The sequence below is a fragment of the Paenibacillus albicereus genome (assembly GCF_012676905.1).
Classification (GTDB): Bacteria; Bacillota; Bacilli; order Paenibacillales; family Paenibacillaceae; genus Paenibacillus_O; species Paenibacillus_O albicereus.
Genome location: NZ_CP051428.1, coordinates 168,762 through 191,857 on the forward strand (window position 1 = coordinate 168,762; position 23,096 = coordinate 191,857).

A 23,096-nucleotide genomic window follows, 5' to 3' on the forward strand; every position below is an offset into this window, starting at 1 on the left:
TATGCCCATGCAACCGGAGATGAAAGGAAGGGTCGCGCTCGTCACGGGCGCGGCCAGCGGCATCGGTCTCGAGATCGCCCGCAAGCTGTCGGCGGAAGGAGCGGCGGTCGTGCTGACCGACATCCGGGGAGAGGCGGCCGAGCAGGCGGCTTCCTCGCTGAAAGGAGAGGGCGGGGAGTGCCTCGGCCTCGCCTGCGACGTCACGGACGAGGGCCAGTACGCGGCGGCGATCGCCCGCGCGGAGGCGGCCTACGGCCGGCTGGACATCCTCGTCAACAACGCCGGCCTGCAGCATGTCGCTCCGATCGAGGATTTTCCCGTGGAGAAGTTCGACTTCATGCTGCGGGTCATGCTGACGGGGGCGTTCATCGGCATCAAGCATGCGTTCCCGATCATGAAGCGGCAGCAGTACGGCCGCATCCTCAACATGGCGTCGATCAACGGTGTCATCGGCTTCGCCGGCAAAGCCGCCTACAACAGCGCCAAGCACGGCCTGATCGGCCTGACGAAGGTGGCGGCGCTCGAGGGCGCGGCCCACGACATCACCGTGAACGCGCTGTGCCCCGGCTACGTCGACACGCCGCTCGTGCGCGGGCAGCTCGAGGACCTGGCCCGCACGCGGGGCGTGCCGCTGGAGCGGGTGCTGGAGGACGTGCTGTACTCGCTCATTCCGCAGAAGAGGCTGCTGTCCGTCGAGGAGATCGCCGACTTCGCCTCGCTCATCGCGGGAGACCGGATGCGCGGCGTGACCGGCGCGACGCTGCTGATCGATGGCGGCTACACCGCCCAATAGAGCGGGAGAGCCGAGGCGCGACAAAAGAAAGGATGGAACTTATGAGCAAGACATGGGCTTCGCCCGCAGACGCCGTGCGCGACATCCCGGACGGGTCTACGCTGATCGTCGGCGGATTCGGCCTATGCGGCATTCCCGCGGCGCTGATCCAGGCGCTGGCGGAGCAGGGGACGAGCGGCCTCACGGCCGTGAGCAACAACTGCGGCGTCGACGACGGCGGGCTTGGCCTGCTGCTGCAGACGAAGCAGCTCCGCAAGATGGTTTCCTCCTATGTCGGGGAGAACAAGACATTCGAGCGCCAGTTCCTGAGCGGGGAGCTGGAGGTGGAGCTCGTGCCGCAAGGGACGCTCGCGGAGCGCATCCGTGCCGGCGGCGCGGGCATCCCCGGCTTCTACACGCCGACGGGCGTAGGCACGGTCGTCGCGGACGGCAAGGAGCAGAAGCAGTTCGACGGCAGGACCTATCTGCTCGAACGAGGCATCGTCGGCGACTTCGCCCTCGTCCGGGCGTGGAAGGCCGACGAGCTCGGCAACCTCGTCTACCGCAAGACCTCGCGCAACTTCAATCCGCTCGCGGCGGCCGCCGGCCGGATCACGATCGCGGAGGTCGAGGAGATCGTGCCGGCAGGCGCGCTCGATCCGGACGAGATCCATACGCCGGGCGTCTACGTACAGCGGATCGTCCGTTGCGGCGAGAACAAGAAGCGGATCGAGCGCTTGACCGTGCGCGGCGCGGGCGTTCAAGGGAGGGAGTCCAGATGAGCGACAGCCGGAGCGCGATCGTCAAGCGGGCGGTGCAGGAGATTCGGGACGGGATGGTCGTCAACCTCGGCATCGGCATGCCGACGCTGGTCGCCGATCAGATCCCGGACCGCATGCAGGTCATGCTGCAGTCGGAGAACGGGTTGCTCGGCATCGGGCCGTACCCGCTGGAGCACGAGGTCGATCCCGACCTCATCAACGCCGGGAAGGAGACGGTGACGGCCGTGCCGGGCGCCTCGTATTTCGACAGCGCGGAGTCGTTCGCCATGATTCGGGGCGGCCATGTTGAGCTGGCGATCCTCGGCGGCATGGAGGTGTCGGAGCGGGGCGATCTCGCCAACTGGATGATTCCCGGCAAGATGGTCAAGGGCATGGGCGGAGCGATGGATCTCGTGCACGGAGCGCGGCGCATCGTCGTCGTCATGGAGCATGTGAGCAAGCACGGCGAGTCCAAGGTCAAGACCGCCTGCACGCTGCCGCTGACGGGGCAGCAAGTCGTCGACCGCCTCATCACGGACTTGGCCGTATTCGACTTCACGGAGCAGGGGATGACGCTCGTGGAGCTGCAGCCGGGCGCGACGCTGGAGCAGGTGCGGGACCATACCGAAGCCCGCTATGCGGTTGCGGCAGAAGTAGAAGGGAGGGCTTCGCGATGACAGGACTGCATGAAGCCGTCCTTGTCAGCGCGGTCCGCACGCCGATCGGCAGCTTCCAGGGCGCGCTGGCCGAGCTGGCCGCGCCCGAGCTGGGCGCGGCCGTCATCCGCGAGGCGCTCGCCCGGGCGGGCGTCGGCCAGGAGCAGGTGGACGAGGTGATCCTCGGCCACGTGCTGCAGGCGGGAGCCGGGCAGAATCCGGCTCGCCAGGCGTGGCTGAAGAACGGCTATGCTCCTGAAGTGCCGGCGGTGACCGTCAACAAGGTATGCGGCTCGGGCCTCAAGGCCGTCATGCTGGCCGCGCAGGCGATCCGGCTCGGCGACGCCGGCATCGTCGTGGCCGGCGGCATGGAGTCGATGAGCCAATCGCCTCATCTGCTGCCTGGCTCGCGAGCCGGCCTGCGCTTCGGCGACGCCAAGCTCGTCGACTCGATGATCCGGGACGGACTGTGGTGCGCGATGGGCGACGTCCATATGGGAGAGACGGCGGAAAATATCGCGGACAAGTACAGCATCAGCCGCGAGGAGCAGGACGATTTCGCGGCCTGGAGCCAGCGCAAGGCCGCGGCGGCGATCGCGGAGGGCCGGTTCGCGGACGAGATCGTACCGGTGGCCGTCCCTCGCCGCAAGGGCGAGCCGCTGCCGGTCGGCGCCGACGAGCATCCCCGCGCCGGCACGACGGCGGAGGCGCTCGGCCGGCTGCGGCCGGCGTTCCGCCCGGGCGGCACCGTCACGGCCGGCAACGCATCCGGCCTGAACGACGGCGCGGCCGCGCTCGTCGTCATGTCGGCGGAGCGGGCGGCCGAGCTCGGCCTGCGGCCGCTCGCCGCCATCCGCGGCTATGCAAGCGCCGCGCTTGATCCCGCCTACATGGGGCTCGGCCCCGTGCAGGCGACGCGCCGGCTGCTGGAGCGGACCGGCGTCGCCATCGGCGACATCGACCTGTTCGAGATGAACGAGGCGTTCGCCGCGCAGGCGCTTGCCGTCTCGCGGGAGCTCGAGCTGCCGCCGGAGAGGCTCAACGTGAACGGCGGGGCCATCGCGCTCGGCCATCCGATCGGCGCGAGCGGCGCCCGCATCCTCATCACGCTGCTGCATGAGCTGCGCCGCCGCGAGGGCCGCCTCGGCCTCGCCTCGCTCTGCATCGGCGGCGGGCAAGGCGTCTCCATGCTGGTGGAGGCGCTGTAGGGAATGAAAAGGCTCGTCTCCGACTATTCGGAGGCGAGCCTTTTTCGTTCCGTCACATGGAGACTCGGCATCACAGAAGGCTGCGAAACAGAGCATCTAAATCGGTCATTTCGGCCAGCCCGTTGGCTGTGACGCGTCCGTCAGGTTGAATGCGCACTTCAAGGCGATTGGGAATGTCCTTGAGCACCGGCTCCAGCGACTTATAGCGATCGGTCAGGAAGTGATAGCGTTGGTTGGAAGATCCTATCCATGGACGGCTCGTATCGAGGTTGGCTTTTTGGAAGGGGCCGTCTATGAGCAGATCCGTCGCCTCGATCAGATCGTGATAGTCCGGATTGGAGGCGCGTTGCAAATCCTCGAGCCGATATCCGGTGAACGTCATGACGGAGAGGCCGTTTTGACGCAGAATCTTTGCCAAAGCGGCAAGGCTCCGGGCTTGCGCGAAGGGCTCCCCTCCGAGGAACGTGATGCCTTCAATCGGAGGCCCTTCTAAAATCTTTTGAGCCAATTCCTCCACATCGACCGCATAGCCCCCATGGTCCGGCCATGTAAACGGCACGGCGCAGCCGGGACAATGAATCGGACAGCCCTGCACCTGCAGGCAGGCTCTAAGCCCCGGACCTTCGACTCGGGTAGAGGGGAGAAAGCGATGGACTTGAATCCGCATCAGAAATCAATGACGCGTCCGCTAGAAGCGGGGACGGATTTCGATGCAGGGGCTTGGACGGCCACGAGCGGACGAATTCTTTCGACGATATGCGGCTTCAGTCCGGTGGCGGTGCAGAATTGCTCGAAGCTCTGAAATCCTCCGCAGGCCAGACGTTCCTGGACGGCCTTTTTAGCCAGCACGAGTCCGATCCCAGGGAGCTCGGCCAGCTCCTGCTCGGTCGCGGAGTTGAGCTCGACCGTGCGGGAGCTGGCCGAAGCCGTAGAGGAAGGAGCGGAAGGGAACGAAGCCGGAGCAACGGAATTCGAATCATCCCGCCTGAAAATGGCATCGACCGCTTCCCCTGAGGTGGTTCTTGGTTCACGGAACAAGGATGGCGGCTCTGAAAAGGACTGTCCAGGAGCGGCCTGCCGGAACTCATTCGGGTCGGTACGGCGTGCTGGACGGTCGTCATAGGCGGAATTCCAGCCGCGTTCGTATGGCGCTTCGTTCGACGGTTCATCCTCGTCTTCGAATCGAAGCACGAGATCGACTTGCACCGAACCGTTTAGAAGAAGCTGATCTTCCAGCCGACTCAAGAACTCCTTCCTCGCCCGCAGTGTATGAATGATGCAGCTGATCCAAGCCACAATCAAGCAAAAGATAGGGAAGAACGTGAGGGTTCCGTCCGCGATGAAGTAGATGTAAAGGAGAGGAAGGGCGTAAACGGCTGACCAGACCCCCCAACGCACGCGGCGGACTCTAATGGCGATATAAAGCAATCCGGCGAAATAAACATATGGAATGAAGGCAAGCAGGATCCACCAGGACTGGCGAAGCCGCCATAGAAATCCTTGACTCGAGTAATGCATGGACTTCCTCCTATCGTGAGGCACGGGTCGTGATTCCGATCAATCGCGGATGTTGAGCGTCAAGACGATGGAGTTGTCCTCCAGCACCTCTTCATTCTCCACGGTCATGTTTCGTTCGGCGGCCCGCTGCTTCAGCTTTTCGTAGATACGGCTCTGCAGCTGCCGTTTGTAGTCCTCGTCCAAGCTCGACAGCTGGCCATAGACTTTCTGAAGATCAGGGGCGTTCCGGATCTCGACCTGAAATGGCGAGTCCCCCTGCTGGCGAAAAATCAGCGTCGATCCTTCGACCCGGCAGGAGATGGATTCATCCTGCCCGCGAGTAGGATTGATGCCGAATTCCTTCAACGTTTTGAACAGGAGGTCTCCTTCGCGGAAATTAGTCGGAAATACGGAAGGAGGGGACTGACGCTGAAGTTGGACGTTCCGCTCCACGTCGTACTCCGAGTCGAAAGCCGACCACCCGGCTGCCTGATTGATTTTTTTGAGAAAGCGGGCAATTTCATTCTGATCATCATCCTTGCCGAATACAGCGGTCCACTGTCCGTCGATGAGTTCCCAGAAGAAATAATTATCTTTTTGAAAATGGGTCTTCATCAAGCTTTCCGTCCACTCTTCAGCGTCGTACCCCGCATTATGAATGGTTCGAACCAGCTCTCTTCTTTCCGTAAAGCGCGAGGGGATCTTGACTTGCATGGATTCGACCCAATCATCAAAGTTTTGCTTTCCCATGGCGATGCGCATCGTCAGCGCGACGGGAACTAGAGCCAAGGATACGGACACTGGTGCTTCCTCCTTCTATAGGGAGCGGAATCGATGGTGGACTTGAGTCGTTTCGGAGACGGACTGCTCGCTCTCGTAGTATTCCGACGTGTAGCTGGAGTCGGTCGTCTCTGCTTCAAGCAGCTGCTCGAGGATGGAGATATAGTCGATGCAGCCTTTGCCTTTGATGCCGATCACATCGGCTTGGATGCGTCCATCTTCATAAATGCGGACCTTGATTTGTCGCTGCGCCAATGGAGCGCCTCCTTTATTTGAGACTTAGAAATCGACCGCTCTGCCGCCTCGCACATCCCGTACATCGGCACCGGAGTTGTTTCCGGACGGAGCGGAGCCAGCCTCTAGAGAGACGTATTCCAGACGGTCTTCCCTTGGCGTGGCCGCGACGGCACGGACATCTGCCCACTCCCGAATGCCTTGAATTTGCTCTGCTTGAGTGATGGACAGAGGGACGGTCATATGGATCGCTTTGGTGAAATCCTCGAACTGGACGCTTCTGTCCTCGGAGAACGCTTCGAACAGGGCGCTGATGACGATTTGCTCGATTTCTGCGCCGACATACCCTTCCGTCTGTTCCGCGAGCTGGACCAGGATAGTCTCGCTGCAGGCAAAGCTTCCGGCAGCTCTGGCATTCCGAAGCCTCTTGCCAATATGCAGCTTGAATATATCCATCCGTTCCTTTCGGGTCGGAAGGTCAACGAAAAAGATTTCATCGAAACGGCCCTTTCGCAGCAGTTCGGCCGGCAGAGAGTGGATGTTGTTGGCTGTAGCGATGACAAAAACCGGCTTGGTCTTTTCCTGCATCCAAGTCAGGAAGGTGCCGAAAATGCGGCTGGACGTCCCCCCGTCGCCGCCACCGGATAGACCGCTGAAGCCTTTTTCAATTTCATCGATCCAAAGGATAGAGGGAGAAATGGCTTCGGCCGTCTGAATAGCCTTCCGCATATTCTCCTCGCTGCTGCCGACAAGTCCGCTGAAAATCTTTCCGAGATCCAAGCGGAGCAGGGGGAGATGCCACATCGCGCTGACGGCTTTGGCGATGAGACTTTTGCCGCATCCCGGCACGCCCGTAATAAGGACGCCTTTCGGTGCAGGCAGCCCATAGTCGGCCGCGGAGTCGAGCCAGGATTTGTTTCGCTTCTGAAGCCATCGCTTCAGGTTTTCCAGACCGCCGACATCTTCAATTTTCAAATCGGTCTGGATGAATTCAAGAATCTCCGATTTTTTGATCGTCTGGCGTTTCTCCTCCAGTACGACCTCGACGTCGTTCTTGTCCAGCTTGCCGTCCTGAACCATGGCTCGGGCAAAGGCGTTCTCCGCCTCATGAAGGGTCAGTCCGAGGGCGGCCTTGGCGAGGCGTTCCTCATGCTCCGGAATGAGGTCGATCTGGATGCGTCCGCTGCCTCGGTTCGCCTCGATCATTTCGGATAGTACCTGCTTGATTTCATGGAAGGTGGGCAGATCGAAGTCCAAGATCGTCATTTCCTTCTGAAGCTCCAGCGGAATTTGAAGAATCGGACTGACGAAAATGACGTTTTTCGGATTAGGACTTTTTTTCAGCGATGGAATGATGTCGCGCATCTTGCGAATGATCGGCGCGTCTGGAGCTTTGTGGTTGGCGCCGAAATAGATATGGAAATCCTTTAAAATAAAGACGGCCGGCTGTTCGTACGTTTCAATGAATTCCAGGCATTTGAGGGGCGATTTCGTTTCCTCTGTGCCTCGCTGTCCTTCTTCGGCAAGCCCGTTCGTGACGCTCCAGTGAAAGACTTTACGTACGGTCTTGATCAGCTCGGGCTGGGTAGCAACGGATCGAATGACGGAGCAAGCTCGATCTTCCTCCCAAGTGGATACATATAGAAAAGGAAAGCGCGCTCTCAGCAAATGAGACAGCAAAGAGTTGAATTCGCTCATGGCAAAACCTCCTTATTGCTTTATCGGTTGCATCTGGAAAAAAATAGAGGTCTAATGACCTATTCGCTGATAGCATAGTTGAATCTATATGACTATTTTTTGCCAATGCTTGAACGCCTTGAGTCAGGCAGGAGGCATGTTCAAATCATCCCTTTCCCGCTATGCTGGTCTTATAAAAGGAGGGGGAGAATGGAACAGACAGCTTTCTACGGCAGGTGGGCCTGTCAGAAGATGATCGAGTCGGCTTCGTCCAACCTTTGGGACGGGCACTGGGCATGCGCGGTCCTCTCCATGGCGAGGCTGCTGGACGAGCAGCTTGTGCCCGCAGGTCTGGAGCATTTGGTCCGTCGCAATCTCGATCAGATCGTCACGGAGAAGGGCAATCAGGGCGTCTATGACGACGCCGAACGGAAGGACGGCTTCCGGCGGGAGCTGCTGCGCCTGCTGATCCGAAATGGCGGCAAAATCAATTCGCTTGGGCACGATGCCATCTATGCGTCCTACATGCTTGACCTGGTCGAGCGCTCCGGCATTCCGGCGACACAGGAGCTGTTCGACGCCATGGCGACGATGCTGCAGGGCTTTGCCGACTCCGGTCCAGGTTATGTCACGATCAACGGCATCCATACGGTCGTTCCACCCGGCGAGGTGCCGGAGGCCGAGAATGAGCCGGGGCTGGCGCCGGCATCCGTGCTGGAGCTGTTCCATGCTTTCTCCAGGCCGGAACGGATGGAGAGAGGAGACATGCAGCTGGGCCATCTGCTGACGCATGGACATGCCGTCGTGGAGCTGAAGCGGGCTTTGCGCGCCGAGGCTTTGGAGGAGCATGCGCCGATCCTGGAGCAGTCTTTCTTCAACAGAGTCGGCCTCCTGGCTTACGCGAATGCTCTCGAAAAGGAAGAGGCGGAGCCAGCTGCAAAGGTCGGAGCTGGCACGCGGAATCCGCTGGAGCCGTCTTATTGGGAAGAGGCCCTTGCGGACAGCCGGCACGGGCATTATGGCAAGTACGCCTACAGCTACCTCAGGCTCTGCCGCTTGGCCGGGATTCATCCAGCGGACTTCCAGTCGTTCAGCCGGATCCTGCCGCCGCTGGCGTGAAGATTCCCGGACCGGATGCTTCTTCGGGCCGCGTCCCGATGGAGGAGAACCGAAGGGAAGGAGCCGCAACCATGGAAATGGAATCCTGGATGGTCCGGCTCTGGCCGGAGTGGAGCGGAACGCTGCGCAGGCGGAGCGGCGGATAGAACAACAGCACCCAGTTCGTCGACGGCAGCGCCGGACGAGCGGTGCTGCGCATCGTCGAGACATACCGCGCCCGCGATAAAATCGAGAAAAAAGGAATGGCTGGCCTCTCCTAAGACTTCAGGCCCATGCCGATAGAGTTCTTTGAACATCGATTTAAAATGGGGAGGAATAGTCTGAATGAAGATAAAAAGAAGCATCGCCCTTGCGCTCGCTCTGGCGCTGAGCCTGCCGGGCACGACGGCCCTCGCGGCCAAGACATCGGCTGATTTCACCGATCTGAAGGATCTGGATGCCGCCACGAAGGCGAAGTTCGATGCGCTGATCAGCGCGGGCGTGTTCAACGGGGTAAGCGAGGGCACGTTCGGCCTGAAGGAAGAAATGAATCGCGCCCAGTTCGCCAAGGTCGCTGCGCTGATCTTCGGCCTGCAGGTCGATGCCAGCCTGAAGACATCCACGTTCAAGGATGTCAGGCCGGACGACAAGGGAACCGGCTATGCGCTGCCTTACATCGAGGCGCTCAAGAACGCGGGAATTACGGACGGTTACGGAAACGGAACGTTCAATCCTGCAGGAGATGTCACGAAAGAGCAGCTGGCCACGTTCCTCGTGAGGGGCCTAGGCAAGAACGACGACGCCAAGGCGACTCCCGGCGTGAACGACTCGACCGTCTCGGAGTGGGCCCAAGGCTACGTCGCGCTCGCTCTGCAGATGAAGCTGCTGAGCAACGGCGCGGACGGCACATTCGGCGGATCCTCCAAGGCGACCCGGGACCTGCTCGTTGTAGGCGCTTATGAGGCGAAGCAGCAATACGTTTCGGCGATCAAGCCGAGTCCGACGCCAAGCGTGACGCCGACACCGAGCGCCTCGCCGAGTCCGACGCCGAGCGCGACGCCGAGCGCGACGCCAACGCCAAGCTCGACTCCTTGGCCGATCGTATGGCCGACGCCGGAGCCGATGCCAACCCCAACGCCGGAGCCGACGGCAACGCCAGCCCCAACGCCGGTACCGACGCCGACGCCGGTGCCAACCACGACTCCGGCGCCAGCGATTACGGAATTCATGGTTGAATCCGGCACGGTTGCCGGCTCGGTGCGCATCGTCTACGAAGCGGCTTCGGGCAACAGCTTGCGCATCGTCCAGCAGCAGGGTCCGTTCGAGGCGCCGAAAGTCGGGTCCCCCGCAGCTGCCATCGGCAGCGAATACGAGATTGGTGCGGATATCGCAGGCGTCAAGGCGGGCGAGCATATCGGCCTGTACGAAATCAATGCTTCCACCGGCGCGGTCGTCCGGTTCGCCGACATCGCGCTGCATTCGGAGTGGATCGGAATCGCCGCTCCAGCATTTGACATTCAGGACTTTTATTTTGAAAACGGTACAGAAGATGGCGTGAGGCTGATTATTTCGGGCACCGAAAAGCTGCATAGCTCCAATAAATGGATTTACCGTACCGTGACGGTGAATACGTATACTCCGGTTGCGGGAGCTTTGTTCTCCGGCACGGAGTATGCTCAGGATCAGGATATCGTCATCAGCGGCGGCAAGCATGTCATTGAATTTGCCGAAACCGATGCGGAAAATCGGGTCATCCGGTTCGGCATCCTGAATTACGATTCGGGCGTCCCGAACCCGAACCCGAACCCGGAAAATCCGGTCCATCCATTCCCTTATCCGCCCCGCTGATCGGACTGCCCGATAACGGGCGCGTTTTCGCCAAGAGCTTCGGCTTGCCTGGAACACGGGCAGCCGAAGCTCTTTCCTTTCTCCTCGCGGCGTGGGAATAGCATCGGCCGCTCCTGCGTCTGAAATCCTTCTTTTCGACATAGGCTGTAGAAGTTTGGGGATGGAGGTATCCGACTTGAGCGAGCTGCGAACCGAACAAGCACCGAGCGAGGAGCAGGGGCGTGCGTATGGGAGCCTCCCGCTTCTATTCGCTGCGAATAAGGGCCAGATGGACGGAAACATCGCCTTTCGCGCGCAAGAAGGCCGGTTCACGGCTTTCTTCCATGAAGACGGGCTGAGTGCGGTATTCTGGATGCTGGAGGAAAAAGGCGTCATGAAGGACGTGCGGGAAGGGATAGCGCTCTCCTGGGAGTTTCAGGGGGCTTCGCGCGTCGCGCCGGAAGGCCGGGAGCTGCAATCCGGACGCGCCCATGAAGTCCGGGGCCAGGGGGCGGGGCGCCGGGCGGTGACGGACATCCCCCTCTACGGGAGCATCGCCTACCCCGGCCTCTGGCCGGGCATCGAAGCGAGGCTGTCGGGCCGCGGCGGCGCGCTGAAATTCGACTGGCTGCTGGAGCCCGGCGCTTCGGTCGCCGACATCCGCCTCCTCTGCCGGGGAGCGGACGGCATCGAGATCGATGGAGAGGGGCATCTGCAGCTCGTGACGCCTTACGGGCGTCTGCAGGACGATCGCCCATGCGCCTACCAGGAGACGGGAGGGACCAGACGGGAAATCGGGTGCCGCTACGTGCTCCAGCCTGCGGCGGAAGGAGGCTGGTCCATCGGCTTCGAGATGACGGAGCCGCATGACGGGGCGTTGCCGCTCGTCATCGATCCGAGCCTCGTCTACTGCACGTATCTCGGGGGGACCGGGACGGAAGGCGGGTCCAAGGTGGCGGTCGACGCGACAGGCCATGCGTATGTGCTGGGCACGACGGCGTCGACGGACTTCCCCGTCGTGGCAGGGGCGTTTCAAACGGCGCTCGCGGGAGCGGACGATGTATTCGTCACCAAGCTGAACCCGTTCGGCACGGCGCTTGTCTATTCGACGTACCTGGGCGGATCGGCCCGCGAGACGGCGAACGACATCGTGCTCGATGCGGAGGGCAACGCTTACGTGACCGGAACCACGTTCTCCTCCGATTTTCCGACGACGCCCGGAGCGTTCCAGGAGACGGCTCCTTCCGCCCGGGCATCGGCATACGTGACCAAGCTGAATCCGACCGGAGCCGCGCTCGTTTACTCGACCTACCTCGGGGCGAGCGGGGGCGACGAGGGCCATGGCATCGCCATCGACAGCGCCGGCAACGCGTTTGTCGTCGGCACTACCGACTCGCCGGATTTTCCGACCACCCCGGGAGCCTTCCAGCCGACTCGTCCAGGAACGACGACGTCTGCCTACGCCGCCAAGCTCGACGCCGCCGGCTCCGCCCTGATCTATGCGACCTATCTCGGCGGCAGCGGGACGACGGACGCCGTCGCGGTATCCGTCGACGGCGCGGGGCATGCTTTCGTCGCCGGCAACACGGTCGCGCGCAACTTTCCGACGACGCCGGGGGCATTCCAGATCACGTACACGGGAGCCGGCATCAGCTACGTCACCCAGTTCAGCCCCGACGGCAGCAGCCTGGTCTACTCGACCTATCTGGGAGGCAGCGGCCAGGACATCAGCACCGACCTTGCGCTCGACGGCGCCGGGCACGCCTTCGTGCTCGGCTCCACGACCTCGGCCGACTTTCCGACCGTTCCCGGATCGTTCGTGGAAGCGGGCACCCGGCGCGTGTACGTCACCAAGTTCAATCCCAGCGGCACCGGACTCGTCTTTTCGGCGGCCTTCGGGGGCACCGGCAGCACCGCTACCGGCTCCATCGCCTTGCAGGCTTCCGGCGCGCCGGTCGTGACGGGCGGCACCTCGTCCTCCGATTATCCGGTGACGCCCGACGCGTTCCAGAGCACGATTCCCGGCTTGAGCTCAGCCGTCGTCACGCAGCTCGATCCGACCGGCAGCTTTCCGGAGTACTCGACGTACTTCGGCGGCACGTACATCGAGAGCGGGGCCGGCATCGCGGTCGATCCGCAGGGAGCGATCTACCTCGCCGGCACCGCGTTCTCGGCCGATCTGCCGGTGACGCCCGGCGCATTCCAGCCCGTCCGCAGAGGCATCGACGCCTACGTGGCGAAGCTGGGCCTCCTTGCCGAGTTGACGCTGGCCAAGTACCCCGAGCGCTTCGAGGTGCGGCTAGGCGACACGGTCGCCTACTACCTTCAGGTGAGCAATACCGGCCAGCAGGACCTCACCAACGTGCTGGTCGAGGACCCGGCCTTGTCGTTTTCCAAGCGCCTCCCATTGCTGGTCGCGGGAGAGGGCGAAGTGAACCGCATCCCGTTCGTCCCGCAGGCGGTCGGTCCGTTCGTGAATACGGCGAGCGCCTCCGCCGACCAGATCGCCTTCCCGTTGAAGGCGGAGGCGATGATCCTAGTCGTGGGAACTCCGTCCATCCTCGCGTCCAAGACGGCTTCTCCTCCTGCAGCCGAAGCCGGCCAGACCATCGTCTACACCATCGAGATCGTCAACAACGGCACCGCCGATCTGACGAACTTGAGCGTGGAGGATCCGCTGCTCGGATTGTCGCAGACGGTCGATCTGCTCACCGTCGGCAGCACGTTCACGATCGAGGTTCCCTTCACGATTCCGCCCGATGCCCGGCCCGGCCTGACGATCGCGAATTTCACGGTCATCCGGGCCGACAACCTCCCGACGGAGACGATCGGCACGGCGGTAGAGGTGCTGCCGTCGCCGCGTCTGAGCCTTTCCAAGACGGCCGACCGGTCCAGCGTCTATCCGGGGGACACGGTGACCTTTTTCATCACGGTACAAAATACCGGCAATGCGCCGGTCACGCAGATCGTCGTCACCGACGACCTCATCGGCACGAGCGTGACGATCCCGCTCCTGGCCGAGGGCGAGACGCGCGTGCTGGAGACGGCCTTCCTCGTGCCGCTGGAGGTGCCCCCGCGTGTCTATACGAATACCGCGATGGCCGTCAGCTCCCAGGCTCCGACCGTCACGGCAAGCGTCGATGTCGAGGTGCTGCGCGATCCGCGGCTCGGCATCCGCAAGCTGGCAGGCGTGATCGCGGCGGCTCCGGGCCAGACGGTCCCGTATGCGCTGGTCGTGAACAACGTCGGCAACGTGCCGCTGACCAACGTGCGCCTGCTCGATCCGACGCTCGGCTTCGACGTGACGATCCCGTCCCTCGATGTCGGCAGCCGCGCGGAGTATGACGTGTCCTACCTGATTCCTGCGGACGCGCCGGTCGGCCAGCCGGTCGTCAATCGCCTGACGGCCTCGGCCGACCAGCTCGAGCCGCAAACCGTCGAGGCGTCCGTCCTTGTCATCGGAGGAGCGCTCGTTCCGTCCAAGACGCCGGATGCGTCCGTCGTCTCTCCCGGCGCGACGGTCGTCTACACGTTGACGTTGACCAACGGCCTGCCGAGCGTCCAGACGGGCGTGACGCTGAGCGACCCGCTTCTCGGACTGGCAGAGACCGTGCCGGCGCTGCAGCCCGGAGAGACGATCGTGCGGACTGTCGCCTATGCCGTACCGGCCGCCACCCCGTCCGGCACGGTCCTGAGCAACACGTTCACCGCCGGGTCCGATCAGGTGCCGGCCCGGACGGCAGTCGCGGACGTGCTCGTCCTGTCTGCGCCGGCTCCGACGACCCTCGCGATCCTCAAGCTGCCGGATCGGAACGTGATTCTCCCCGGGGAGTCGATCCGTTACGCCGTGACCGTGACCAATACGGGGAGCGCTCCTGCTACCGCCGTATCGGTGCGGGACTCGCTGACCGGAACCGGCTTCGACTTGCCGTTTCTGGCCGCCGGCGAGACGATGGAGCTGGTGTTCGCCTATACGGCTCCGTCCGACGCGAGGCAGGGCACGGTCATCGCGAACCGCGCGATCGTCGACTGGGCGGAGAACGAGGGAGGTCCGATATTCAGCGAAGCCCGCGTCACGGTGGCGCTGCCGTCGACCTTGATCGAGCTGTCGGTGGAGGCCGATCCGCCCGTAGCCTTGCCAGGCCGCACCGTGCATAAGCGCATCCGCATCCGCAACGTGTCGGACCAGGCGTTCACCAACGTGCGGGTCATCGACATGCTCGTCTCGTTCAATACCGTCCTGCCGTCGCTCGCTCCCGGAGAGAGCCGCTTGTTCGACTTGCCCTTCGTCATCCCGCCCGATGCGATCGGAGGCACGAGGTATGTCAACACTGTCGCCGTCTTCTCCGACCAGACTCCGCTGCAGGTCGCGACAGCCGAGTTCGCCGCGCAGGCGATCGCCCGCTACGAGCTCGTTCACGCCGTCTCGCCGGCTGCGGCTCCGTGCGGAGCATTGGTCCTGTTCGAGGTGCGGGTGCGCAACACCGGCAACGTGCCGCTGCTGCGCGGCGTGCTGACGGGCCAGCTGCTGCGGCTGCGGCTGACGACCGACCGCTTCGAGGTCGGGGCAGAGGACGTGTTCCGCATCCCGTACCGGCTGCCTCATGTCGAACGAGACACGACGCTGACGAGCCATGTCCAGGTCGAGTTCCAGAATGCGCCGACCCAGAGGGCGAGCGCCTCCGTGCTGATCGTCTGCGAGGAGGAGGAGTAAGCGGGGAACGGCGGGAGTTGATTCAAGCGAACGACGCGCGGCGCAGCCGAAAGGGCTGTCACCGGCCCATCATCCGGGTCGGGGACAGCCCTTTTCGGCGTCAGGCTTTGACCGCCAGCACATCGTTGACGTTGTCGAAGGCAGCCAGCGGCTCGCCCGTTCATTTCGACCCAATTCCCTTGGCCCTCGCCTGCGTTTTTCTCCCCGGCGGGCGAAGGAAACGACAAAAAACCGCCTCGACAAGCGAGGCGGCGGCTGGGAGCGCGGCGGGCAGCGTTGGAAGCAGGGGGATGTCTCCGGCGATTACGGCGACGAAGGCGGCACCGGAGCGAGCGCAAGGATGCGGTCGTCGTTCTCCGCCGGGTTGCCGCGAGACCGGTTGCTCGTGAGCACGTACAGCGTGCCGTCCGGTGCTTCCACGATCGAGCGCAGCCGTCCCCACTCCTCCTCGAACAAAGGCGCCACGGAGGATACGCCTCCGTCCGCCGCAAGGGAAACCTGCAGCAGCCGCTCTCCGCGCAGCGCGGAGACGAGCAGGCGCCCCTTCCACGGACCTTCCGTCAGGAACGCCATGCCCGACGGAGCCCACGTCTCGTCTCCGCTATGCGCGGCCGGGACCTGCAGGGGTTTTCCGTCCGCGGCCACTCCGGTGTCGTCGCCCTCCACATTCGGCCAGCCATAGTTGGCGCCGGGGCGGATGCGGTTGATCTCGTCGTGGGCGGACTGGCCGTGCTCCGAGCTGTACAGCTCGCCGCTCTCCGGATGCCAGGCGAGGCCTTGGGGATTGCGATGGCCGAGGCTGTACACCGGCGAGCCGGGAAAAGGGTTGTCCGCTGGTATCGATCCGTCGGGCCTCAGGCGGAGAATCTTGCCGGCGAGGCTGTCGGGGTCCTGGGCCAGCTCCGGCTCCGACGCGTCGCCGGTCGTGGCGTACAGCATGCCGTCCGGACCGAAGCGGAGCCGGCCGCCGTTGTGGTTGACCGCACCCGGGATGCTGCCGAGCAGCACCCGGTCGATCCGCGCTTCCTCGCCATCGATGCGCAAGCGCAGCACGCGGTTCAGGACGCGCCCCCGCTCCTCGTAGGAGTGGTAAGCATAAGCGTAGCCGTTGTCGGCGAAAGCGGGATCGAGCGCGAGGCCGAGCAACCCTCCTTCTCCGCCGTCTGGACCCGGCAGCTCCAGCAGCGGCTTCTCGCGGAGCCGTCCCTCCTCGATGACCCGCAGCGCTCCCGGGCGCTCGGTGAAGAAGATGCGGCCGTCCGGAGCGAAGGCGATTTCCCACGGCAAGTCCAGTCCTTCCGCGATCACGGACGGCTCGTAGGGAAAGCGTCCCGCGTCGCCAGCGGCCCCCGAGGGCGGCTGCGCGGCAGGCGCCTCGCTTGGCGAGGCGGCAGGAGGAGGCGAAGCTCCACCGTCCTGCCGAAGCTCGTCGGCCGGGGCGCAGCCGCACAGCAGCAGGACGGCGGCGGCCGCTCCGAATCCTTTGCGGCGAATAGTCGTCAGCAAGTTCCATCTCCTCCTGGCCTGCGCAAGCGGGTAGACCGTTTGCCCTCATTTTACCCGAACGGGCAGGAATCAACCAGCAGCCGGCTCACTCCTCGGCCAGGATGGACTGACGCTGCCGGGAAATACGGCTCCAGTCTTCGGAGGCGGTTCCATGAGCGGCGATCAGCTCTTCGAGCTTTTCGCCGAGCCGCGAATCCGCGGCTTGATGCTGGTGCAGCTGGATATCCATCGCCACCAGCAAGAGCTTTGCCAGATCGAGCTCCTCGACCTCCATCGATGTCAGGTCTGCCGGGAAAAACTTGTTCAGCATGGCAGCCGCTGACGAGACATCCTCCTTGGAATACAACAGATCGTAAAGGATGCCGAAAGAGTCGGAATGCTCTTCGCTGGCAAGGCTCCGAAGAAAGGCGGAAGTTTCGGGGAGCTCCTCGTTCGGCGTGCCGATAAAGAGCGTATTTCCCCCCATATCCGTTAGGATGAACCGCCTATCCTCCTTCAAATGCTTCAATTTGGATATTCTTGGAATTCCGGTACGGGGAACTTTTCCGAGCGACTGTTTAAGCGCGTTCGTGAACTGCTCGTAGACACGATCGACTTGATCCACTCGTACATAGCACATCAGAGGGTTTTCGCCCGGAACCATCTTCTTGCTGCTGTAAAAATGCAGCTCGAGCGAGTCGAGCTGGAGAACCGCGTAGGAATAGGGACGATGGGAGAAGTAGGACAAGGTGAAGCCCAGCTTCTCGTAAAAGGAAACTTGATCCTTCATGGACGGACAAGGCAAAATGGGAATGATCTTGTTCATGCGAATAGGCACCTTCCTTGGGGGAGACTGTACCTTCATCGTACATGATTCGTGCAAATGCTAAGGTGGGGCGGATGGCAATCCGGCGCTGCCTTGCCAAACGGCTGAAAAGCCGTCATGTACTTGAACCTTTCATGATAGGGGGAAAGGAGACGGGATGAGAGGAATCGACATCGCCCGGAGCCTGAACATCAGTACGAGCGCGCTGCGGCACTACGAATCCTGGGGGCTTGTCCCTCGCATCGAGCGGTCGGCGAGCGGATATCGCATCTATACCCGGGAACACGAAGCCTATTTTCAATGCATCCGCGCGTTGATACCCGGGTTCGGCATGGAGCTGGTCCGACGCATCATGCCGCTCGTCCAGCAAGGGAAGAGGCTGGATGCGCTGTGGCTGCTCAACCGGGCCCAAGTCCATCTCCATGCGGAAAAGGAAACGGTGCAGCGAACGGTGGAGATGCTTGGCCTCCAAGCGCTGCATGAACCGTCCCTGCGCCGTGGAAAAAGCGCCTATACGATCGGAGAAGCCGCTGAGGAGGCCAAGGTGTCCGCTTCCGCCATTCGGCATTGGGAGAAGGAGGGACTGATCCGGCCCGAGCGACGGCCCGACAACGGGTACCGCATCTATCGCCCCTCGGACATCCGCAAGCTGCTCGTCATCCGTACGGTTCAAAGAGTCGTCTATTCCCTGGACGTCGTTCGCGAGGTCTTGTCCGAGCTGGACAATCATGACGTGGCTCAGGCCAAGGAAATGGCGATGCAGTCCCTTCATTACCTGGACGGCGCTCTCGTCGAGCAGATGCGGGGCATCGCCTGCCTGCAGACCCTGCTCGACTCGGCGCGCGAAGAAGAAGGGCAGCAGGAATGACCTCGCCGCAATCCGTTCGGGCGGGAGCCCGTTGCAATCGCGTTTCGGGTCCCGCCTTTCCGATCTCGGCAAAGCCCCTGCTGCCGGCGAGAGCCAGGCAGACAGGGGCTTTTGCCGCGGCCAGCGGCCAGGCCGCCTCGGTCAGTAGCAGCTGAACGAGTCGATGCGTCTCAGGTCGAAGCCGGAGAACGTCCAGAACAAGCCGTTCCACCGGAAGCCGGACACCGAGGTGCGGCCGACGAAAATCGGATAGAACCAAAAGCCGGGGCCGTTCGACGGCCAGATATAGGTGTAGCGCAGCACGCAGCCGGAGATGGCGCCCGGGTCGATCGCCAGCGTTCCGACCGTCAGCGGCTTGACCGGGATCGCTTGCGGGGGCGGAGAGGATGGCGGCTGCGGCCCGCCTGCCGGTCCGCCCGGCATTCCGCCGGGACCGGGGAATCCGCCGGGACCGGGAAATCCTCCGGGTCCCGGAAAGCCTCCCGGCAATCCTCCGCCCCCGGGAAACGGGGGCTGGCCCGGCGCCCCCGGGAACAGGCCGCCGAGGCCGCCCGGCTGGTTTTGAGGGAACAATACGGCCATGACAGATTCCTCCTTAGATCAGCGTAATGGCAAGCAGGTCGAACAGGACGAGCGGCAGGATGACGTTGTTGTAGAAGTACGGGTTGGGCGCACCGGGCAGGAAAGCCCTGTGGCCTTCGTTCGACAGCTGCAGGAACAGGATGCTGCGGTCGCAAAGCACGATCTTGCCTTCGTAGACGTCGCCGTCCATCGTCTCGACTTGGACGAGACGGTAGGCGTGCTCCGCGCACAGAGCATGCAGGCGCTGCTTGACGTCGAGCAGCGTTTCGTGATGGGCGGTCTCGCAGTGGTAGACGCGGCTCAGGGCCGGCGATTGCGGACCGGTAGCGTACGGATGCATGGACATGACCTCCGTTTTCTGGGCATAGCCTAGCGTATGCGCTCGCCCAGAAAGAGGTGCCGCTCGGGTTTGAGCGGCTCGGCCGGCGGGTATCAAAAAGAAGAATCTTTTTTTTGCTGAAAGTGAAACCAAGCTTCGCGAGCGGCGTATATCGACCTGATTCGCATCGCTCGGCCTAATTGCATAAGACTCCAAAGGGGAGTAACTGGTACAGTAAAGTCGTCAATCCGAGAGCGAGAGCTCTCCGGCTTTATTGGCAGCGCCGCATCATTTGGCGCTGTTGGTGAGACCTTTGTCCATGAAGCGTCTTTTCTCATGGGCAAGGGTCTTTTTGCCTTCATCCGGGCACATCGTATTTCATTAGGGGAGGAAAGAACATGGATTTTGCATTGCTGATGGAGTACGGATGGGTGCTGCTCGTCCTGATCGCGCTGGAGGGCTTGCTGGCGGCGGACAACGCGCTCGTGCTGGCCATTATGGTCAAGCATCTGCCGGATGAGCAGAGAAAGAAGGCGCTCTTCTACGGCCTGGCGGGAGCGTTCGTATTCCGCTTCGCGTCGCTGTTCGTCATCTCGTTCCTGGTCGACGTCTGGCAGGTGCAGGCGATCGGCGCGCTCTACCTGCTGTTCATCGCCGCCAACCACATCTTCCGCAAGGTCATCGTCAAGAGGGCGAAGCAGGAAGTCGAACCGCACACGGCCAACGAGCCGAAGAAATCCGGCTTCTGGGGCACCGTCATCAAAGTCGAGCTCGCCGACATCGCTTTCGCCGTCGACTCCATCCTGGCGGCCGTCGCGCTTGCCGTCGCCTTGCCGGAGACGACGCTGCCCAAGATCGGCGGCATGGACGGCGGCCACTTCGTCGTCATCTTCCTCGGCGGATTCATCGGCCTGCTGATCATGCGCTTCGCGGCCAACGCCTTCGTCAAGCTGCTGGAGGCGCGGCCGTCGCTCGAGATCGCGGCGTTCGTCATCGTCGGCTGGGTCGGCGTCAAGCTCGCGGTGCATACGCTGTCGCATCCTTCGCTGCATGTCATCCCGCATGACTTCGCCGAGTCGACCGGCTGGAAGCTCGTGTTCTACGGCGTCCTGGTCGCGATCGCCGTCACCGGCTGGTTCATGTCGGGCCGCAAGACCGGCAAGCAAGACGAAGCGAAGCCGGTACCGGCCGAGTTTCCGGAATAAGCTTTCTGGATTCAAGTTGGAGCTCTCCTCGCGCAGATGCGGGAGGAGAGTTTTTTTTATCTGAATTAAAGAGGAAGGACTCGCGAACGGCATCATCGCAGCTTGGGCCTAGCTTCGAACACGTTCAAGAACCGCGCTCCCCTGGCCAGGGGACCGCGGTTCTTTCCATTTCCGATCCTGTTTTCTGCATCGCCGGGCGCCGCTCTTGCGTATTCAACACGATCAGGATCCAGAAGGAGGAATGGACATGAAGCTCGTCCTGGAGCAGATCAGCAAGACGTTCGACAGCAAGCCGGTGCTGAGGGAAGTATCCTACACGTTCGAGAAAGGCAAGATCTACGGCCTGCTCGGCCGGAACGGAGCGGGCAAGACGACGCTGTTCAACAGCCTCAGCCGCGAGCTGAAGATGGACGGCGGCGAAGCGTATCTTGAGGAGGACGGGATCAGGCGGCCGCTGCGCGAGACGGATGTCGGCTACGTCTATTCGCTGCCGATCCTGCCCGAGTTCCTGACCGGGTACGAGTTCGTGAAATTTTACCTCGAGGCGAACCCGCAGCGGCGGGAGGGCGCGGCGGACATCGATATCGATGCCTGGTTCGACCGGATGCGCATCGACGCCCAGGATCGGCACCGCCTCATCAAAGGCTATTCGCACGGCATGAAGAACAAGGTGCAGATGCTGCTCTTCTTCCTCGCCGACCCTCCGGTCATCCTGCTCGACGAGCCGCTCACCTCCTTCGACGTCATCGTGGCGCTGGAGATGAAGCAGATGCTCCGGGAGATGAAGCAGGACCATATCCTCATCTTCTCTACGCATATCCTGCAGCTCGCGACCGATCTGTGCGACGAGCTCGTCGTGCTGAACCAGGGCTCGCTCTCCTCCGTGCCGTCCGAGCTGCTGCGCAGTCCGGAGTTCGAGCAGGAGGTCGCCCGGCTGCTTCAGGACGGATCGGCCGATGAGTAGCGTCTACCGGCTGATTCGCGCCATCCAGGTCGTCTCGTTCGCCAACCGCTTGCTCTATTACGTGCGGCGGCTGCCGTGGATCGGCCCCCGCGTGCCGGAGTCGCTCTATGCCCGCAGCGGCTGGAAGCGGGCCGCCTCCTGGGCGGCGATCGTGCTGGAGCTGATTTGGGCCGTGGCTAACAAGCTGATTTACGTCGGGCTCTGCGTCGTGCTGCCGGCGTTCTGGTTGCGGGATGCCGGACATGCGGCGGATCCGCTGCTGTCCTCGCTCGCGATCCTGCTGCCGCTCAGCTTCTTCACCGCCTGCATCTGGAACGCGCGTGCGCTTGAGCCGAGACGCGACAAGTTCGTCGCCGTCAAGCTCATGCGGATTCCCGGCGAGCTGTACATGAAGGCGACGCTGACGTACCGGTACGTCTTCTTCTTCCTGTCATTCCTGATCGCCCTCGTCCTCCTGCTTCCGTTCGTCGGAGGCTCCATGCTCGGCGGAGCGCTGCTGGCGCTGTCGATCGTGCTGTGGCGGCTCGCGGCCGAGTATGGGCATCTGCTGCTGTTCGAGCGGACCGGGATCGTGCTGATTAAAAAGAACGGCATCGTCTGGGCGTCGATCCTGCTCGGACTCGCGCTCGCCTACGGCCCGCTGCTGCTCGGCATGGAGCCGGACCTGCGGCAGCTCGCCTCGCCGGGCGGTGCCGCCGTCGTCGCGGTGATCGGCGCGGCGGCCGCATGGAGGCTCGCCCGCTATCCCCGCTACCGCGAGGCCGTCGAAGCCGCCACCCGCCGCGACGATCCGCTGCTTGATCTCGGCCGGATGATGGCGGAAGCGAAAAAGGCAGATGTCGCCGTCAAGAAGGGCGACCTCGATGGATCCGCAGCGGCCGGAGGCGGCCGCGCCCCGGGCTCGAGCGGATATGCCTACCTGAACGCGCTGTTCTTCGCCCGTCATCGCCGGCTCGTCCGCCGCCCGCTGTGGATTCGCCTCGCCATCGTGGCGGGAGCGGGGGCGGCCGGATGCGCCGTGCTCGCCGTGCTGCGCCCGGATCCGGGCTCTTGGAATCCGGCTTCGCTGGCCGTCTACCTGCCGTTCGGCCTTTATCTGCTCTCCGCCGGAGAGCGGATCTGCCGGGCGCTCTTCTACAACTGCGACATGCCGCTGATGCGGTACTCCTTTTACCGGGCGGCGGCGCCCGAGCACTTCCGTCATCGTCTCGTCCGCCTGGCCGGCATGAATCTGCTCACGGGAGCGGCCGCGGCGGCCGCGCTTACGGCTGCGGCGGCCGTCGCGGGAGCCGCATTGCCGCTCGCCGAGCTGCTGCTGGTGTGGGCGGTCGTGCTTTCGCTGGCGCTGCTGTTCTCGGTGCATCATTTGGCGCTCTACTATTTGCTTCAGCCTTATACGACAGAGATGGATGCCAAGAATCCGCTGTTCCATGTCGTCAACATGGCGCTCTCGGCAAGCTGCTGGCTCGTGCTGCTGCTGCGCCCCGAGCTTCCCGCGCTGGCGGCCGGCTCCGCGCTGGTGCTGGCGCTGTATGCGGCGGCGGCGCTGCTGCTGGTGCGCCGCTTCGGGCCAAGAACGTTCCGGATCAAGTAAGCCGTCGTCCTGGACGGCCGAAGCAGGCG

Annotated in this window: 20 protein-coding genes; 11 read left to right on the forward strand and 9 right to left on the reverse strand. The window is 62.9% G+C overall.

Translation table 11 applies throughout. From position 1 onward, the window contains the following. Positions 1-7 precede the first annotated feature (7 nt). The 4 genes from HGI30_RS00790 to HGI30_RS00805 are packed head-to-tail and all read left to right on the forward strand — an operon-like array spanning position 8 to position 3,397. On the forward strand, positions 8-793 hold the full coding sequence (locus HGI30_RS00790) for a 3-hydroxybutyrate dehydrogenase (RefSeq protein WP_168909648.1): 786 nt from the start codon (positions 8-10) through the stop codon (positions 791-793). Positions 794-834: 41 nt separating this feature from the next. Then, a complete protein-coding gene (locus tag HGI30_RS00795) occupies positions 835-1,554 on the forward strand; it encodes a CoA transferase subunit A (protein ID WP_168905963.1) in 720 nt (239 codons plus the stop codon). Next, positions 1,551-2,210 carry a 3-oxoacid CoA-transferase subunit B gene (locus tag HGI30_RS00800; protein ID WP_168905964.1) on the forward strand — a complete coding sequence of 220 codons (660 nt, stop codon included), beginning with the start codon at positions 1,551-1,553 and terminating at the stop codon, positions 2,208-2,210. Before HGI30_RS00795 ends, HGI30_RS00800 begins: the two co-directional genes overlap by 4 nt. Further along, positions 2,207-3,397 (forward strand): acetyl-CoA C-acetyltransferase, encoded by a 1,191-nt coding sequence (locus HGI30_RS00805; protein ID WP_168905965.1) that lies wholly within the window; start codon positions 2,207-2,209, stop codon positions 3,395-3,397. The genes HGI30_RS00800 and HGI30_RS00805 overlap by 4 nt, the downstream gene beginning before the upstream one ends. Before the next feature lie 70 nt (positions 3,398-3,467). Here HGI30_RS00805 and HGI30_RS00810 read toward each other — a convergent pair whose 3' ends face one another. Genes HGI30_RS00810 through HGI30_RS00830 form a run of 5 tightly spaced genes read right to left on the reverse strand, consistent with a single transcriptional unit; the run spans position 3,468 to position 7,606 of the window. Further along, the gene (locus HGI30_RS00810) at positions 3,468-4,064 is read right to left on the reverse strand and encodes a 4Fe-4S single cluster domain-containing protein (RefSeq protein WP_168905966.1); all 597 of its coding nucleotides are present in this window, start codon (positions 4,062-4,064) and stop codon (positions 3,468-3,470) included. Continuing rightward, positions 4,064-4,915: a ComEA family DNA-binding protein gene (locus HGI30_RS00815; protein WP_168905967.1), complete on the reverse strand. Its 852-nt coding sequence runs from the start codon at positions 4,913-4,915 to the stop codon at positions 4,064-4,066. Before HGI30_RS00815 ends, HGI30_RS00810 begins: the two co-directional genes overlap by 1 nt. 39 nt (positions 4,916-4,954) lie before the next feature. After that, a complete protein-coding gene (locus tag HGI30_RS00820) occupies positions 4,955-5,695 on the reverse strand; it encodes a hypothetical protein (RefSeq protein WP_168905968.1) in 741 nt (246 codons plus the stop codon). A gap of 15 nt (positions 5,696-5,710) precedes the next feature. Then, positions 5,711-5,929, reverse strand: coding sequence for a DUF2997 domain-containing protein (locus HGI30_RS00825; RefSeq protein ID WP_168905969.1), 219 nt, complete (start codon positions 5,927-5,929; stop codon positions 5,711-5,713). A gap of 24 nt (positions 5,930-5,953) precedes the next feature. Continuing rightward, positions 5,954-7,606: an AAA family ATPase gene (locus HGI30_RS00830; RefSeq protein ID WP_168905970.1), complete on the reverse strand. Its 1,653-nt coding sequence runs from the start codon at positions 7,604-7,606 to the stop codon at positions 5,954-5,956. 189 nt (positions 7,607-7,795) lie between these two features. Here HGI30_RS00830 and HGI30_RS00835 point away from each other — a divergent pair, with 189 nt between their 5' ends. The 3 genes from HGI30_RS00835 (at position 7,796) to HGI30_RS00845 (ending at position 15,224) form a co-directional block, all read left to right on the forward strand. Beyond that, complete coding sequence (locus tag HGI30_RS00835; RefSeq protein ID WP_168905971.1) at positions 7,796-8,704, forward strand: hypothetical protein; 909 nt, start codon at positions 7,796-7,798, stop codon at positions 8,702-8,704. 324 nt (positions 8,705-9,028) lie between these two features. After that, positions 9,029-10,531 carry an S-layer homology domain-containing protein gene (locus HGI30_RS00840; protein WP_168905972.1) on the forward strand — a complete coding sequence of 501 codons (1,503 nt, stop codon included), beginning with the start codon at positions 9,029-9,031 and terminating at the stop codon, positions 10,529-10,531. Positions 10,532-10,706: 175 nt separating this feature from the next. After that, positions 10,707-15,224, forward strand: a complete 4,518-nt coding sequence (locus tag HGI30_RS00845; protein ID WP_206109989.1) for a DUF7507 domain-containing protein — start codon at positions 10,707-10,709, stop codon at positions 15,222-15,224. A 303-nt stretch (positions 15,225-15,527) separates the two neighbouring features. On the opposite strand, the gene HGI30_RS00850 is transcribed toward HGI30_RS00845, so the two are convergent. Both HGI30_RS00850 and HGI30_RS00855 read right to left on the reverse strand, forming a co-directional pair. After that, positions 15,528-16,730: a PQQ-dependent sugar dehydrogenase gene (locus HGI30_RS00850; protein WP_168905974.1), complete on the reverse strand. Its 1,203-nt coding sequence runs from the start codon at positions 16,728-16,730 to the stop codon at positions 15,528-15,530. Positions 16,731-16,815: 85 nt separating this feature from the next. Then, positions 16,816-17,535, reverse strand: coding sequence for a DUF8817 family protein (locus tag HGI30_RS00855; RefSeq protein WP_168905975.1), 720 nt, complete (start codon positions 17,533-17,535; stop codon positions 16,816-16,818). Positions 17,536-17,692: 157 nt separating this feature from the next. On the opposite strand from HGI30_RS00855, the gene HGI30_RS00860 reads away from it, so the two are divergent. Continuing rightward, a complete protein-coding gene (locus tag HGI30_RS00860; RefSeq protein WP_168905976.1) occupies positions 17,693-18,403 on the forward strand; it encodes a MerR family transcriptional regulator in 711 nt (236 codons plus the stop codon). 141 nt (positions 18,404-18,544) lie between these two features. On the opposite strand, the gene HGI30_RS00865 is transcribed toward HGI30_RS00860, so the two are convergent. Together HGI30_RS00865 and HGI30_RS00870 are read right to left on the reverse strand one after the other, a co-directional pair. Then, positions 18,545-18,985 carry a collagen-like protein gene (locus HGI30_RS00865; protein ID WP_168905977.1) on the reverse strand — a complete coding sequence of 147 codons (441 nt, stop codon included), beginning with the start codon at positions 18,983-18,985 and terminating at the stop codon, positions 18,545-18,547. A 13-nt stretch (positions 18,986-18,998) separates the two neighbouring features. Continuing rightward, a complete protein-coding gene (locus HGI30_RS00870) occupies positions 18,999-19,325 on the reverse strand; it encodes a hypothetical protein (protein WP_168905978.1) in 327 nt (108 codons plus the stop codon). A 377-nt stretch (positions 19,326-19,702) separates the two neighbouring features. On the opposite strand from HGI30_RS00870, the gene HGI30_RS00875 reads away from it, so the two are divergent. The 3 genes from HGI30_RS00875 to HGI30_RS00885 all read left to right on the forward strand — a co-directional run bounded on the left by HGI30_RS00875 (position 19,703) and on the right by HGI30_RS00885 (position 23,067). After that, positions 19,703-20,509, forward strand: a complete 807-nt coding sequence (locus HGI30_RS00875) for a TerC family protein (protein ID WP_168905979.1) — start codon at positions 19,703-19,705, stop codon at positions 20,507-20,509. A gap of 247 nt (positions 20,510-20,756) precedes the next feature. Next, a complete protein-coding gene (locus tag HGI30_RS00880; RefSeq protein WP_168905980.1) occupies positions 20,757-21,473 on the forward strand; it encodes an ABC transporter ATP-binding protein in 717 nt (238 codons plus the stop codon). After that, complete coding sequence (locus HGI30_RS00885) at positions 21,466-23,067, forward strand: hypothetical protein (RefSeq protein ID WP_168905981.1); 1,602 nt, start codon at positions 21,466-21,468, stop codon at positions 23,065-23,067. The genes HGI30_RS00880 and HGI30_RS00885 overlap by 8 nt, the downstream gene beginning before the upstream one ends. Positions 23,068-23,096 lie beyond the last annotated feature (29 nt).